Origin of the sequence: Roseobacter sp. N2S (assembly GCF_031454055.1) — a bacterium.
In the GTDB taxonomy this organism is placed as follows: Bacteria; Pseudomonadota; Alphaproteobacteria; order Rhodobacterales; family Rhodobacteraceae; genus Amylibacter.
Window position 1 is genome coordinate 47,069 of the sequence record NZ_JAVDQB010000015.1, and the last position, 14,926, is coordinate 61,994.

A 14,926-nucleotide genomic window follows, 5' to 3' on the forward strand; every position below is an offset into this window, starting at 1 on the left:
TAATCGCCATGGCGGCAGTTGTTGTCGCTTCTAATATTCTTGTGCAATTCCTGTTTGGCAACTGGCTGACCTGGGGGGCATTCACCTATCCATTGGCGTTTCTGGTCACCGACCTGACAAACCGCATCTATGGGGTCAAAGCGGCCCGCAAAGTGGTTCTGGCAGGGTTTGCGGTTGGTCTGCTGTGTTCCTTTATTGGCACCCAGATCATCGGGGAGTTCGGCCCTTTGGTGACGCTGCGCATCGCAATCGGATCGGGCATCGCCTTTCTGGTGGCCCAACTGGTGGATGTGTTTGTATTTAACAAACTGCGCGACGGCGCCTGGTGGCGTGCGCCGCTGGCTTCTACCCTGATCGGCTCATCTCTGGATACGATCCTGTTCTTCAGCATCGCCTTTTCCGCGCGTCTAAGCTTTATCGAGCCGTCCAATGATGTGTCTTGGGCCGGTGATTTGCTGCCGATGCTTGGTGTCGGGCCGATCTTTCCGCTTTGGGTGAGTCTGGGTTTTGCGGATTGGATGGTCAAACTGGCACTTGCGTTGATTGCATTGATACCATTCCGTTACATTGTTGCCATGTTAGGGCGCAGTCAGGCCAAGATTTAGGCAGGCTCTAACCTGTTAACCACAAAATCTGGGGTAAACGGCAAAAAAACGCTTTGTGTTTTAGAAAAGTCGTGCCACCTTTCTGGTGTGGGGTAAATCTACCCTGACGTGAAACAATCAGAAAGGAGGTGCCAATGATTATTGGGAAACAGGAGCAACTGGTTAAGGTTAAAAGCGAGGTGAGCGTTTAGAGGGCAGCCCTTCTATCCACACATCTGGTTTCAAGATTTTCCAATCTTGCTTGCCACCTCCAACTCTCGAGGAGAGCCCTGCCCGTGCTTCGGCAGGGCTCTTTCCATTTTTAAAGGCGGATTTTTTTCGCCAGCTTCAAAGTCTGACCCCCAAATCCTGTGGTTTTGCTTACAAGTATTCCCGCAGTCTGGACCGTGCGCGGCTCATGCGGGACATGACGGTGCCGATGGGCAAATTCAGCTGATCCGCCATATCCGAATAGGACAGGCCTGCGTCCACCCGCAGCCGCATTACGGTGCGGTATTCCTCGGGCAATCGTCCGATGGCCGCCAGGGTTTGCGCGCAGGCCAAAGATGAAAATGCATCGGCATTTTCATCCTCTGGATCATGGTCATCCAACGGGACAACAGCAGGTGCGCGGCCTTTCTTGCGGGTTTGATCCAGAAACAGATTGCGCAGGATCACCGCCATATAGCGGCGCGGATGTTCCACTTCGGACAGGCAGGTGTCACGGCTTAGGACATGAATAACAACGTCTTGCACCAAATCCTCTGCCTGATCCCGATTGCGGGTCAGATGGTGGGCATAGATCAAAAGATCTTCCAGATGGTCGAATAGTTTATCGCGGTTCATGCGAAGGCTCCGATTGATTGGTTACAGCACGGAACCTATGCTTATTTTCTGAACGAGCGTTAGGTGGGAAGTTGCGTATGGCCAATTTCCGCCTCTTTCTTATGGCGGGAAACTGCCGCTGGAAAACCGGCCTTGGAATAAAATCACCCCCGATTTCGTCTTTGTAGACAGAGGGCGCAATCTGCGTCCCTCGATACACTCGAACAGGAGTTTACAATGCGTAACCTGACACTGACTTTCGCCGCAATCCTTGCAACTGCATCTTTTGCGCACGCCTCTGAAATGTCCGAAATGGACACAAATGCCGATGGCGTTCTAAGCGTAGAAGAGTTCACAGCGGGCCATGCTGAAGTTGATCCAGCCGTATTCACAGAAATCGACGCCAACGAAGACGGCCTGATCGATCCAGCTGAATACGCAACTGCTACTGAAGATGGCGGTGTGCTTGCAGCTGATTAAGTTTGGGTGAAAAACCAATAGCGAATAAAAAAGGGCCGGTCTGGAAAGACCGGCCCTTAAGTTTTTAGTGTCTTTGCTTTAGCGCAAAGTGTCTCTTAGATATTCAGACCGCGTCATGTTTTCGCCGGTGCGGCTTTTCAGGTTTTCATATTCTGTGCCCGAATTGCGCGACACATTCTGCCTGTCCGTCTTGTCTTCGGTCAAGGCTTCGTAGCGTGCGTTTGAATCCGCAGTCATTGCATTGTCATTCAGTTTTTCATCTGGCGTAACTGAATCGTAACGGGCGTTGTCGTCCAGTTTCATACCGTTATCGTTCAACGTGGTCTCAGGGGTAACTGCGTCATAGCGTTGGTTATCAGCGACCTGCGCCATTGCCATAGATGCCATAAGTGCGGTTGCTGCTGTTGTTGAGATTAACAGTTTCATATCTCGTTCCTTTCGTTTCCGTATTGCGATGCCTTACACTTAGGGTCTGTTTGCGGTTGTGACAAAACACGCTTATTATCAATAAGGTGATAGGAGTTCATGGAACCAAAGCGGCGCTCATGCGTAGCACTTATAAGAGGTCAGACATCAGATGCGCATCAGTGACACCATCGAAATAGAAGATTGGGAGCTGACCGAGAGCTTTCATCGCTCTTCTGGTCCGGGTGGTCAGCACGTCAACAAAGTGTCTTCCGCCGTTGAGTTGCGCTTTGAAGCAGAGCGATCCCCGAACCTGCCTCCCGCCGTAAAATCCCGCCTGAAACGCCTTGCAGGGCGGCGCTGGACCAAAGACGGCGCGGTTATCATCACCGCAGAATCCCACCGCAGCCAGTTGATGAACCGCGAAAACGCCCGCGAAAAACTCGTGGAGCTGATCAAAAAAGCGCTGGAGGTTCCTAAGCGCCGTATCAAAACCCGCCCCACATTGGGCAGCAAACGCCGTAGGCTAGAAGGTAAGAAACAACGGGGAGAAGTCAAGAAACTACGCGGCAAGGTCGAAGACTAGTCCGTCCCACCCAAGGTGGTTTAACGCAGCACCCCAGTTTTCTTTGTCGGTAAAATACCTGAAAAACAACGCTGCTTCAGGTCAAAACCCCTAAACAACCACTTCGATCGGTTTCTGTTCACCCACTTCAAACACCCGCTTGTAGCGTTCGATTTCATCCGCTGGCCCCATCGCCTTGCGCGGGTTGTCTGACAGTTTAACCGTCGGGCGCCCGTTGGCTGATACGGCTTTGCACACCAATGAAAACGGGGCTAAAGCGTCATTTGGAACCAGCCCGCGGAAATCATTGGTCAGCATGGTGCCCCAGCCAAAACCGATCCGCACCCGGCCATTGAACTGGTTGGCCAGTTCGATAATTTTGCGATCATCCAGCCCGTCCGAAAAGATCACCAGCTTTTTGCGCGGGTCTTGGCCACGGGATTTCCACCAGTTGATGGCAATTTCCGCACCCGCCGCCGGATCACCGCTGTCGATGCGGATGCCGGTCCATTTGTCCAGCCATTCAGGGGCACGCTCAAGGAAGCCTTTGGTGCCATAAGTGTCAGGCAGCATGATCAACAGGTTGCTGTCGTGTTCTTCCTGCCAGTCCTCCAGCACTTGATAGGGGGCTTTGGCCAGTTCCGCGTCGCTGTCGGCCAGCGCGGAATAGACCATGGGCAGTTCATGGGCGTTGGTGCCGATGGCCTCGACCTCGCGGCGCATGGCGATCAGGCAGTTTGATGTGCCGTTGAACCGGTCGCCCAGCCCTTCGTGCATGGCCTGCACACACCAGTCCTGCCACATGAAGGAGTGCCGCCGCCGCGTGCCGAAATCCGCCACGTTCAGGTTTTCCACTTCGCGCAAGCGACCGATTTTTTCCCAAAGTTTCGTCATGGCGCGGGCATAAAGTACCTGCAATTCGAACTTGCCCATGCCCTTTAGCACCGCCCGAGAGCGCAGTTCCATCAGGATCGACAGGGCGGAAATCTCCCACAACATCACCTCGGGCCAAGAGCCTTCAAAGGTCAGTTCATACTGGCCGTCTATTTTTTCCAGATGATAGGCGGGCAGGCGCAGCTTTTCGAACCACTCCATAAAATCAGAGCGGAACATCTGGCGTTTGCCGTAAAACATATTGCCCCGCAGCCAGGTGCTTTCGCCCCGTGACAAACTTAACGAGCGCACATGGTCCAATTGCTCGCGCAGCACGCCTTCGTCCACAATATCGGCCAGCCGAAAGGATTTGGTGCGATTGATCAGGCTAAACGTCACTTGTGCATCGGGTTTGTTCCGAAACACCGACTGGCACATCAGCAGTTTGTAAAAATCCGTGTCGATCAAAGACCGCACAATCGGGTCGATCTTCCATTTGTGGTTATAAACTCGGGTGGCGATATCGACCATGATCAGGGCTCCGGTTGTGCAAATGCTGTTAGAACAGGGGTTTGCCAGCTTGTCCAGTAGGGCACAGCGGTCAATGGCGTTACTTCAACAGAACCCCAAGGCTGGACATCTCTTCCAAGGCGGCAGCCAGTGAACCGTCCAGATCAATGGCACGGCAGGCGTCTTGGATCACGGTAACCTGAAAGCCCAGTTTGATCGCATCCACCGCTGAAAACCGTACACAGAAATCAGTGGCCAGACCGACCATCACCAGTTTGGTGACACCCCGTTCGCGCAGATACCCCTCTAGCCCGGTTTGGGTCTTGTGGTCGTTTTCAAAAAACGCGGAATAGCTGTCGATATCAGGGTTGTACCCCTTGCGGATGATCAGATCCGCATGATCCGTGTTCAAGCCGCTTTTGAACGCCGCCCCCGCCGTGCCGATAACACAATGGCGCGGCCACAGCACCTGCGGGCCATAAGCCATATCCACCTGCGAAAACGGCTCTGCGTCATCGTGATTGTCGGCAAAAGACGTGTGGTTCGACGGATGCCAGTCTTGTGTGAGAACCGTAATAGCATAGTCGTCTTGCAGCGTGTTTATACGTTCAACGATCTGGTCGCCGTTTTCCACGGCCAGATTTCCGCCCGGGCAGAAATCATTCTGGACGTCGATGATGATAAGCGCAGTGTTGGTGGCGTGGGTCATGGGCACTCCTTGGTTGGTGAATTTATGTGGGGCCGCGCCGCCCGCGTCAACCGCGCTGCTTTGCCACTGGAATTTTATCCTGCGCGGGTTTATATGCGCGCCATGTCAAACTTTGTTGTCGCAGCCTTGTACCATTTCACCCGCTTTGAGGATCACACCGCCTTGCAAGCGCCGCTTCAGGCTGTCTGCGATGCAGGCGGGGTCAAAGGCTCCCTTCTGCTGGCCTTTGAAGGCATCAACGGCACCATCGCCGGCCCGCGCGCTGGGATTGATGCAGCCTTGGCCCATATCCGCGCAATGCCGGGATGCAGCGACTTTGAACACAAAGAAAGCTTCGCGGCTGAAATGCCGTTCCTGCGCATGAAGGTGAAGCTGAAGAAAGAGATTGTCACCATGGGCCAGCCCCATGTGGACCCGACAGCCAACGTAGGCAACTATGTCGAAGCGGCAGATTGGAACGACCTGATCACCCGCGACGATGTTGTGGTGATCGACACCCGCAATGATTATGAGGTGGCCATCGGCACCTTTGACGGCGCAATTGACCCGCAAACCAAATCTTTCGGCGAATTTCCTGCGTGGTGGGATGAAAACAAAGACCGTTTTCACAATAAGAAAGTCGCCATGTTCTGCACAGGTGGCATCCGCTGTGAAAAATCCACCAACTTCCTGCTGGGCGAAGGGGTAGAGGACGTCTATCACCTGAAGGGCGGCATCCTGAAATACCTTGAAAATGTGCCCGAGGCTGAGAGCACATGGAACGGCGAATGTTTCGTCTTTGACAGCCGTGTCTCGGTGAAACACGGACTGGAAGAAGGCAAATACGAACTGTGCTACGCTTGCCGCATGCCCCTTGCCCCCGCAGATTTTGACCGCCCGGAATTTGAAAAAGGCGTGTCCTGTCATCAGTGCATCGACAGCCATTCCGAAGACCGCAAAGTCCGCTTCCGCGAACGCCAGAAACAAGTGGCGCTGGCCGAAAAACGCGGCAAGCAGCATATCGGGTCGTAATTCCCCCAGAAACGCCTATGCGTGCTGCGCGCACAGACTGGATATTTGAAAAACAAAAAAAGCCCGACAAGACACGCGGTCCCGTCAGGCTTCAATGTTCCCTAAATACTCATTTCTGCCTTAAGCCGCTGTGCGTTGGCCCAGCGGGATTTCTTTCACTGGCAGGTGGACGATCGCAGAAAACGCGCCGACGCCGACGCCGACCCACCATACAACATTGTAATTGCCATAAAGGTCATACAATGCGCCACCGAGCCACACCCCCAGAAAGCCGCCCAATTGGTGGCTTAGGAAGATGATGCCATAAAGCGTGCCCATATAGCGCATGCCGTAAATATGCCCCACCAGACCAGAGGTAAGGGGCACAGTGGCCAGCCACATCAACCCCATTAGAAAGCTGAACAAAAGAACTGTCAGCGGTGTCATCGGGGTCAGGATAAACCACGCGGCAAGGGCTGTGCGGCCGATGTAAATATAGGTCAGAAGGTATTTCTTGGTCATCTTCTTACCCAACAGGCCCGCCGTAATTGTGCCGATGATATTGGCCAGACCGATCACGCCGATCGAAATCGCCCCAAGCGCCGAGGCGGATGAAATGCCCATTCCTGCCAGCAGGCTGTCTTGGGCAATGGGGCCACACATTTCGGTTACGAAGGCGGGGAAATGGGCGGTGATAAAGGCAAGTTGAAAGCCGCAGGAAAAGAACCCGAGGAAAATCAGCGTGTAAGACGGATCTTTAAAGGCCTTGCGCAGGATTTGCGACATGGTTTCTTCCAGCTCGTCGGTACTGGCGACCACGGGGGCGCGCAGCATAGGCAGCAGGAACAGCACCAGCATGATGATGCCCGCAAAGACGATAAACACCTGCGACCAGTTCATATAGGCCAGCAAAATCGCGGCGAGGGGGGGGCCGATGACTTGGCCCATGGAGCCAGCCGCGGTGCCGATCCCAAGGGTCAGCGAGCGGTTCTCATCGCTGGCAGCGCGTCCGATCACGGCAAGGATCACGCCAAAGCCGGTGCCTGCAATGCCAAATCCGACGATGATTTCATAAAGTTGATGGGCGCCGGGTGTGGTGGCGGTACTGCTAAGCAATAACCCCGCCGCATAACATAAAACGCCAAGGAAAATCGCCCTCCGATCGCCGAATTTTTCCGCAATGGCGCCGAAGATCGGTTGGCCGATGCCCCATGCAAGGTTCTGGATGGCGATGGCCATGGAAAATTCAGACCGCAGCCAGCCAAATTCTGACGCAATAGGGATTTGAAACACGCCAAAGCTGGCGCGCAGGGAAAATCCGGTCATCAGGATCAGGCATCCTGCGATCAGGATGGGTGTGAAAAGCGGCTGAGACTGTTGTTTCATGGGATTCCGTACTGCGTTGCGCAGCTTGCAATGGCTTGTTAGGGGAGGGAAGACCAAAATTGAGCCACCTGCGCAAGGGCAGAATTGTTATGAGCAGCATCACAGATATTTATGAACAGCGTGTCGCCAGTGGTGTTTTACACCGTGATCCAGCCCAGTTGGCAGTGCTCAAGTTGTTTGAAGCCGTGTCTGACAGCTTGCAAGCTGCGCCTAAAAAGGGGTTGCGGGGGTTGTTTGGTAAAGCGCCCGCGCCTGTGAAAGGGTTGTATCTGTATGGCGGTGTCGGACGGGGCAAATCCATGATGATGGACCTGTTCTTTGAAACCCTCCCCGAGCCCAAAAAACGTCGCGTGCATTTTCATGCCTTTATGCAGGAAATCCACGGGCTGATGCATGAGGCCCGTAAACGGGGCGTTGAAGATGCTATAGATCCTGTGGCGGCGGAGGTTATCTCTGCGGCAAAAGTGCTGTGTTTTGATGAAATGCAGATAACCGATATCACCGATGCGATGATTGTGGGGCGCCTGTTTGAAAAGCTGTTTGAAGCCGGAGTTGTTATTGTCACAACGTCCAACCGTCACCCTGATGATCTGTATAAAAACGGGTTGAACCGCAATCTGTTCCTGCCGTTTATCGAGCTGATCAAACAGCGCATGAATGTCTATAATCTGGACAGTGAAACCGACCACCGCCAGAACCGTTTGCAGGGCCATAAAACCTATTTCACCCCCATCGACAATGCGGCGGAAATGGCGATTCAGCGGGTCTGGACCGATGTGGCAGGGGGCAAGGCCCAGCCGTTGATTTTGCACCATAAATCCCGCGAAATCCGCCTGCCTGCGTTTCACAATGGCGTCGCGATGGCCACGTTTCGGGATCTGTGTGGTCAACCGCTTGGACCGGGCGATTATCTGGCCATTGTCGGGGCGATCCGTGTGCTGATCCTAAAGGATATTCCCCGCCTCAGCCGCGCAAATAACAATGAGGCGAAGCGGTTTGTGACACTGGTGGATGCACTGTACGAGGCAGGCACAAAGCTGATTGTCAGCGCCGCGGCCGAGCCGGAAAAGCTGTATGAAGAAGGGGAAGGCGCGTTTGAGTTCGAACGCACCGCCAGCCGCCTGCGCGAGATGATGAGCGCGGATTGGGGACAAGACGCAAACTGATTTCAACTGTTTGCTTGTCCCACGGCTTTGATGACTTAGATTGAGACCATAATTTGCGCGTGGGACCAATTCCCGCCGTGCTGCCAGCTGGTGCTGCACAAGGACCCCATGTATGGAAAAAACCCTCTTCCAATATATCTGGAAATATTCAAAACGCAGCCAGTTGATCTTGTTGGCGGTGACGTTGCTAACATTTCCGATACTCTACGTCAGTTTGGAACTGCCAAAACGGATCATCAATGACGCCATCGGGGGCAGTGGCGCGGATATTACCTATTTTGGTGTGACGCTGACACAGACGCAGTTTTTGATGACCCTGTGTTTGGGGTTCCTGCTGGCTGTGCTGGCCAATGGTTTGCTGAAGATGCGGATCAACACCATGAAGGGCGTTTTGGCCGAGCGGATGTTGCGGCGGTTCCGCTTTCAATTGTTAACGCGGATGATGCGCTTTCCCCGCCCCTATTTCCGTCAGACCAGTCAGGGGGAACTGGTGTCTATGGTCACCTCCGAGGCGGAGCCTATGGGCGGGTTGATGGGGGATATGCTGTCCCAGCCAGTGTTTCAGGCAGGGCAGATGCTTACCATTCTGACGTTTTTGTTTGCGCAAAGTTTCTGGTTCGGGTTGGCGTCAGTGGCGTTGATCCCTTTGCAGGCCTGGCTTATTCCGCGTTTGCAACGGCAGATCAACCTGCTGAACAAGGCCCGGATCCAAGAGGTGCGCCGCCTTTCGTCTGACATCGGAGAAACTGCGGCCGGGGTTAGTGATATTCGCACCAACGGCGGTTTGCGGTATCGCGCGGCCCAGTTTTCAGACCGATTGGGGCGGCTGTTTAATATCCGCTTTGAGATTTACCAAAAGAAATTTTTTATGAAGTTCCTGAACAACTTCATCAATCAATTGACCCCGTTCTTTTTCTATTCGGTTGGCGGTTATCTGGCGATCAACGGGCAGATCACCGTAGGGGCTTTGGTGGCGGCTTTGGCGGCCTATAAAGACCTGTCCTCGCCGTGGAAGGAACTGCTGGATTATTACAATCAGACCCAAGACATGAGCCTGCGCTGGGAGGTGGTGACCGAGCGGTTTGCCCCCAAAACGCTGGTGGATGATGCCCTGTTTCAGGGGGAGCCGGACAGCATCCCCAGTCTAAGTGGCGATATCGAAATACAGGATGTGACCGTGCGCAATGAAGACGGCGATATGGTTCTGGAAGACATTTCATTGTCTATTCCCAAAGGTGCGCGGGTGGCGATTAAAACCTCAAACGAGGCCGCTGCGCTGGCTTTTGCCGATATTCTGACCCGTGAAGTGATCCCGTCCCGTGGGCATGTGCGGATTGCAGGGCACGATTTGAACGAATTGCACCAGTCTGCTCTGGCCAATCGCATCGGTTATGCCAATGCCACCCCTCAGATATTTCAGGGCACTATGGGGGATAATCTGCTGATGGCCTTCAAGCAGAAACCTTTTATCGAAGATGACGTGCCACTGGACATGCAACTCTGGCAGGAAGAGGCCCGCCGTGCGGGCAGCAGTGATGATCCGCTGGGGGCGGATTGGCTGGACCCGTCTTTGGCGGGGTTGAAGACCGAAGACGACATCCGCGAGTGGTGGTTCCAGCTGGGCGAGGCGATGGGCATTGATGAATTCATGGTCCGTCGCGCGTTGCGGCACCGATTGGAGCCCGGCACTTCGAAAGAACTGGCGGATCAAATCGTCAAACTGCGCTCTGAAATCGCCCGTCGTCTGACAGAGGCAGGGGTGGACGATGTGGTCTTCCGCTATGATCCCGAAAAATTTAACCCCGTGACGCCGCTTGGCAGCAACTTGTTATACGCCATGCCGACCCGCACGCTGACACAGGAAAACCTGTCCCAGCAGCGCAAGTTTGTCAGCATTCTGGAAAAGGAACACATCGTCGAGGAAGTCGCGGAAATGTCGGCCAGTCTGGTCGAAGGGGTCGCGGCCACCTTTGGTGAGGATGGCACGGATCACCCGTTGTTCCGCCGTTTGAACATGGACGAAGATCTGTACCGCAAGCTGCGCGCTGTCACCATCAAGCGGCGTGAGGTGGGCAATGGCGGTCTGCGCCCCGAAGATTTCGCGCTGATGCTGACGGTGCCCTTCGCCTTTTCCGCCGAACAGATCGGCCCTGCCTTTAGCGAGAGTTTCAAGCAGCGGGTGCTGGAAATCCGCATGAAAAACGCCGAGCATTTGGTGGCAGAGTTGGATGGTTTGTTCGAAACCATCAATCCGGACCAATATATTCCGGTCATGTCCGTTCTGGGCAATGCGATTTTCGGGCGTGTGTCCAGCATGGCAGGCGCACGGGAAAGGTTGGTCGAAGACGTGGTGGTTGAGGTGCTGAACGAGCATGGCTTGCGCCGGCTTGCGGCGCAGTCGATCTATGATCTGGTAACAGGCCCCGGGGGGGCAAATCTGCCCGCCGTCTTCCGCGAGCGGATTGCGTTTAGCCGTGCGGGGATGAAAAAACCTGATGTGTTAATCCTTGGCAATGCGCTGGCCAGTCACGGCTCGGCCAAGCGGGCGCAGATGCGCGAACGGATTGGGGTTTTGATGCCCGACACCACCAAGATTTTCATCGAAAGTCATTTTTCCAATCCTGATTCATACGACCTTTATGTGGAAATCGTTGACGGGCGGATTGATGGTGTGACGCGGGCTGATGAACCTGCCGATGAAAACGCCCGTCAGGATTTGAACCGCAAGTTGCGCGCGGTGGCGCAGGCGGAACTGTTTGCCAATCTGGACCTGAAACAACAACGATTACTTGCGTTTAGCGGCAACTGGTACAAGGCGAAGGCAGGGCAGGTGATCTTTCGCCGCGACCAGCCCGCCGATGCGGCCTATCTGTGTATCAAAGGTTTGGCGGGGCTGTATTGGACGATTTTCGGCGAGCAAGAACGCCTGATTACCGAGATCAAACCGGGCCGTTTGATCGGGGATTTGGCCGTTATTATGAATGAGGATCGCGCAATGGATTTGATCGCTATCGAGGATTCCGTATTTCTGCGGATCGGTGCGGCCGAACTGCTGGCGGTGATTGAAAATGACGCCAAAGTGGCCACCAGCCTGCTGAAAACCGTCGCCAGCCATCTGACGGGCGCGGCTGAAGGGGCAAAGGCTATTCGGGAATTTGCCATTGAAAAGGGCGTCGATTTTACCGAGTTGGACAAGACACTGTTGAAATAGCCGTCAACCGGCGCGCTGGACTGCACAGATGATCACAACGGTTATCTGCCAGCCCCATCTGCGGGGAACCAATGCTGGGTGCGATTGGCAAAGGCGACGAGGGACAGCATCACCGGAACCTCGACCAACACGCCGACCACTGTGGCAAGGGCCGCCCCTGATCCAAGTCCGAAAAGGCTGATCGCCACGGCCACCGCCAGTTCAAAGAAATTCGAGGTGCCGATTAGCGCGCAGGGGGCGGCCACGTTAAAGGGAATCCCCCAAAGCCGCGCTGCGCCATAGGCCAGAAAGAAGATGCCGTAGGATTGTAGCAGCAGCGGGATTGAGATCAGGGCGATGACCAAGGGGCGGTCCAGAATGACCTCTCCCTGAAAGCCAAACAGCAGGACGACAGTCACCAACAAGCCAAAGATCGAAAACGGCTGTACGCGGGATTTGAACCAGTCAACGGCAGGCTCTCCGCCGTTTTGGATCAGGGTGCGGCGGGTCAGATAACCCGCCAGCAAGGGCAGCATCACATAAAGGCCAACCGATAGCAAAAGCGTATCCCAAGGCACCACAATATCGGTGACGCCCAGCAAAAATGCCACGATCGGGGCGAATGCGAAGACCATAATCACATCGTTCACGCTGACCTGCACCAGCGTATAGGTTGCATCGCCCCGTGTCAGGTTCGACCAGACAAACACCATCGCCGTACAGGGCGCGGCCCCCAGCAGGATCACCCCTGCCAGATAGGCTTGGGCGTCGTCAGGCGGGATCAGGCCTGCGAAAAAATAGTTGAAAAACAGCACGCCAAGGGCGGCCATTGTGAAGGGTTTGATCAGCCAGTTCACCACCAGCGTGACCACCAGACCCTTGGGGCGATCACCGACTTGGCGCAGGGCGCTGAAATCAACGCCGACCATCATCGGATAGACCATCGCCCAGATCAGCACCGCCACCGGCAGGTTGACCGAGGCGATTTCCAGTGCCGCCAATGACGCGAACAGGCCTGGGAACAGATTGCCCAGTAGCAGCCCCGCGCCAATCGCCAGCGCCACCCAGACCGAGAGCCAGCGTTCAAACGTACCAAGGCCAGCGGCGGCGCGCAGAGAAGTGTCGGTCATCGTATTTTCCTAACAGGGGCAGGCGATTTCATTAAGGAGGGGCTGGCACAATTCGGGACGCCCGCCACAGCAGTCTTCCATCAAGAACGCCAACAACCCGCGCATTCCGTCCATTTCTGCAAAATAGCGAATGCTGCGCCCGTGCCGTTCATTGCGGATCAGACCAGATTGGGCGAGGATCGACAGATTGGCCGACATCGTGTTCTGACGCACGTTCAAGGCATCACCAATATCCCCCGCCGACATCCCCTCCGCGCCCGCTTTGACCAGCAGGCGGAAGACATCTAGCCGCGTGGGTTGGCTGAGCGCAGAAAAGGCAGTGAGGGCTTGTTTTTTATCCATATATCTGGATTTATGGATATAATTAGGGCGTGTCAAGAATGTGGTGGCAATATTAATGAGGGTTTTGAGTGGGGGAAGATCGGAGTGTTGGTTTTAGAACCGTCCGTCAGGTGCGCACACTCGCGGCGTCCGCACCTTTGCTTTTCCGTCCCAGCGGCAGATCAGGCCGCGCCGTCGCCCGGCGGTACAAATGTCATGCCCACTTCCTGTGCTTTGGACATAACGAACGGAAGGTCCGGATTGGCTGGTGTCGGCAGTTCGTTTTGACCTTCGGGAAGCGGTTCTCCGATACCTGTGAAGAATCTGTCATGCATATCCCCAGGGGCATTGATAATCAGCACGCGGGCGGGCTTGTCCCCAACGGCTTGAAAGGCATGAACTGCCCCGTCAGGGATCGCAATATGCTGCCCCGGCCCTGCAAGAATTTCCGCGCCATCCACCATAAAACCGATCTGGCCGTCCACAACATAAAAGGCCTCAGTCTCACCAGCGTGGTGGTTCGGGGGCGCACCAGCACCAACCGGCACGAGGCATTCTACGAGACAAAACTTGCCCATTGTTTCAGCGGGGAAAGCATGAAACTTCATTAAAATATTCAAGACATTATAGGTACGAGGGCGATCCAGCATATCTAAAGCTCCTGCTTTGCTGAGTTTGATACTGGAGCCAGGGTATCTGTGTTGAATTAATTTGATAAATCGATTGTTGCTATACTATTAATTGGTATGGCCAATTTATCTAGCTTTGATTTGAATCTCTTGCGTGTCCTTGATGCGTTGTTGATCGAACATTCGACCGTGAAGGCCGGTCAACGTTTGGGCCTGTCGCAGCCAGCCGTATCTGGCGCGCTTGCAAGGCTGCGGAAATCCCTCAAAGACGAGCTGTTTTTTCGAAACGGGCAGAAACTGGAGGCGACAGAGTTTGCGCTTTCCTTGCGCGAACCGCTTCGCGACATAATGAGCCGCGTCGAGGTCTTGATCCGCGCGCCAGAGCTTTTTGATCCTGCCGTTGCAGACAATAAGTTTCGCATATCCGGCAGCGATTTTTTCGCAGAATTGCTTATGCCGGTGCTGGCGGAGCGCATAGAGGTTGAGGCGGCGTCAGTACGGGTGCATTTGGTTGACCTTGTGCCTGATGACCGTGTCGGCACTTTGGAAAGTTATGACGTTGATTTTGCGTTACTTCCCCAGACCAAACTGCCGGATTGGGCTGAAGGGCAATTTGTGTTCCAGTCGTCATTCTCGGTTATCGTTAGAAAGCAGCATCCGCGCATAAAAGCAGCCAGGATCACCCGTGGCGACGTGATGCCGCTGGAACTATTTTGCGACCTTGGCCATATTTTGTTTTCGACCGAAGGAAACCCCGTAGGGCTTGGGGACGAAGGTCTGGCGCGGGTTGGACGTTCGCGCAGTGTCGTAATGACCCTACCGGTTTTTTCCGGAGTATACCGCGCGGTTGCGGGGTCGGATTTGATAGCTTTGCTTCCAACTGCATTGGCCCATCGGATTGCAGAAACGGCCAATCTTGATGTGTTTCAGCCGCCAATTCCCGTTGATCCGGCCCGCCTGTTTTTGATTTGGAACCGTCGATATTCCCACAGTTCGCCACACCAATGGTTAAGAAGTCTGATTGTTGACCTCTTGCAGCCTTATGATGAAACTTGAAGGAAATCCAAGGAAAGGGCACTTGGTCTGAAAGGCCCATTTTTCGCATCAAACCGCCCGAAGTGAGCGAAAAACCCAACGCGGCAGGTGTTTTCTGCCGCGTTGGG

Annotated in this window: 15 protein-coding genes; 7 read left to right on the plus strand and 8 right to left on the minus strand. The window is 54.6% G+C overall.

Annotated features, from left to right (window positions below; translation table 11 throughout):
* Nucleotides 1-8 precede the first annotated feature (8 nt).
* Nucleotides 9-605, plus strand: a complete 597-nt coding sequence (locus GGE09_RS21760; RefSeq protein ID WP_405048574.1) for a queuosine precursor transporter — start codon at nt 9-11, stop codon at nt 603-605.
* Between the two features lie 360 nt (nt 606-965).
* On the opposite strand, the gene GGE09_RS21765 is transcribed toward GGE09_RS21760, so the two are convergent.
* Complete coding sequence (locus GGE09_RS21765; RefSeq protein WP_309748229.1) at nt 966-1,430, minus strand: sigma-70 family RNA polymerase sigma factor; 465 nt, start codon at nt 1,428-1,430, stop codon at nt 966-968.
* 216 nt (nt 1,431-1,646) lie between these two features.
* Here GGE09_RS21765 and GGE09_RS21770 point away from each other — a divergent pair, with 216 nt between their 5' ends.
* Nucleotides 1,647-1,889 carry a hypothetical protein gene (locus GGE09_RS21770; protein WP_309748230.1) on the plus strand — a complete coding sequence of 81 codons (243 nt, stop codon included), beginning with the start codon at nt 1,647-1,649 and terminating at the stop codon, nt 1,887-1,889.
* A 78-nt stretch (nt 1,890-1,967) separates the two neighbouring features.
* On the opposite strand, the gene GGE09_RS21775 is transcribed toward GGE09_RS21770, so the two are convergent.
* Complete coding sequence (locus tag GGE09_RS21775; RefSeq protein ID WP_309748232.1) at nt 1,968-2,315, minus strand: hypothetical protein; 348 nt, start codon at nt 2,313-2,315, stop codon at nt 1,968-1,970.
* Nucleotides 2,316-2,466: 151 nt separating this feature from the next.
* Between GGE09_RS21775 and arfB the strand changes: the two genes are divergently transcribed.
* Entirely contained in the window at nt 2,467-2,880 is a 414-nt protein-coding gene (gene arfB, locus GGE09_RS21780; RefSeq protein WP_309748233.1) for an alternative ribosome rescue aminoacyl-tRNA hydrolase ArfB, read from the plus strand.
* Nucleotides 2,881-2,970: 90 nt separating this feature from the next.
* On the opposite strand, the gene pncB is transcribed toward arfB, so the two are convergent.
* Both pncB and pncA read right to left on the minus strand, forming a co-directional pair.
* A complete protein-coding gene (pncB, locus tag GGE09_RS21785; protein ID WP_309748234.1) occupies nt 2,971-4,263 on the minus strand; it encodes a nicotinate phosphoribosyltransferase in 1,293 nt (430 codons plus the stop codon).
* 79 nt (nt 4,264-4,342) lie between these two features.
* Entirely contained in the window at nt 4,343-4,951 is a 609-nt protein-coding gene (gene pncA, locus GGE09_RS21790; protein ID WP_309748235.1) for a bifunctional nicotinamidase/pyrazinamidase, read from the minus strand.
* Nucleotides 4,952-5,053: 102 nt separating this feature from the next.
* Here pncA and GGE09_RS21795 point away from each other — a divergent pair, with 102 nt between their 5' ends.
* Entirely contained in the window at nt 5,054-5,962 is a 909-nt protein-coding gene (locus tag GGE09_RS21795) for a rhodanese-related sulfurtransferase (protein WP_309748278.1), read from the plus strand.
* A gap of 120 nt (nt 5,963-6,082) precedes the next feature.
* Here the strand turns inward: GGE09_RS21795 and GGE09_RS21800 are convergent, their stop codons facing one another.
* Nucleotides 6,083-7,327, minus strand: a complete 1,245-nt coding sequence (locus GGE09_RS21800; RefSeq protein WP_309748236.1) for an MFS transporter — start codon at nt 7,325-7,327, stop codon at nt 6,083-6,085.
* Between the two features lie 89 nt (nt 7,328-7,416).
* Between GGE09_RS21800 and zapE the strand changes: the two genes are divergently transcribed.
* Nucleotides 7,417-8,493, plus strand: coding sequence for a cell division protein ZapE (zapE, locus tag GGE09_RS21805; protein WP_309748237.1), 1,077 nt, complete (start codon nt 7,417-7,419; stop codon nt 8,491-8,493).
* 112 nt (nt 8,494-8,605) lie between these two features.
* Nucleotides 8,606-11,704, plus strand: coding sequence for an ABC transporter transmembrane domain-containing protein (locus tag GGE09_RS21810; RefSeq protein ID WP_309748239.1), 3,099 nt, complete (start codon nt 8,606-8,608; stop codon nt 11,702-11,704).
* 41 nt (nt 11,705-11,745) lie between these two features.
* Here the strand turns inward: GGE09_RS21810 and arsB are convergent, their stop codons facing one another.
* The 3 genes from arsB to GGE09_RS21825 form a co-directional block, all read right to left on the minus strand.
* A complete protein-coding gene (arsB, locus tag GGE09_RS21815; protein WP_309748240.1) occupies nt 11,746-12,813 on the minus strand; it encodes an ACR3 family arsenite efflux transporter in 1,068 nt (355 codons plus the stop codon).
* Nucleotides 12,814-12,822: 9 nt separating this feature from the next.
* Nucleotides 12,823-13,155, minus strand: a complete 333-nt coding sequence (locus tag GGE09_RS21820; protein WP_309748241.1) for a metalloregulator ArsR/SmtB family transcription factor — start codon at nt 13,153-13,155, stop codon at nt 12,823-12,825.
* Nucleotides 13,156-13,316: 161 nt separating this feature from the next.
* Nucleotides 13,317-13,784, minus strand: coding sequence for a cupin domain-containing protein (locus tag GGE09_RS21825; protein ID WP_309748242.1), 468 nt, complete (start codon nt 13,782-13,784; stop codon nt 13,317-13,319).
* A 96-nt stretch (nt 13,785-13,880) separates the two neighbouring features.
* Between GGE09_RS21825 and GGE09_RS21830 the strand changes: the two genes are divergently transcribed.
* Complete coding sequence (locus GGE09_RS21830) at nt 13,881-14,819, plus strand: LysR family transcriptional regulator (protein WP_309748244.1); 939 nt, start codon at nt 13,881-13,883, stop codon at nt 14,817-14,819.
* Nucleotides 14,820-14,926 lie beyond the last annotated feature (107 nt).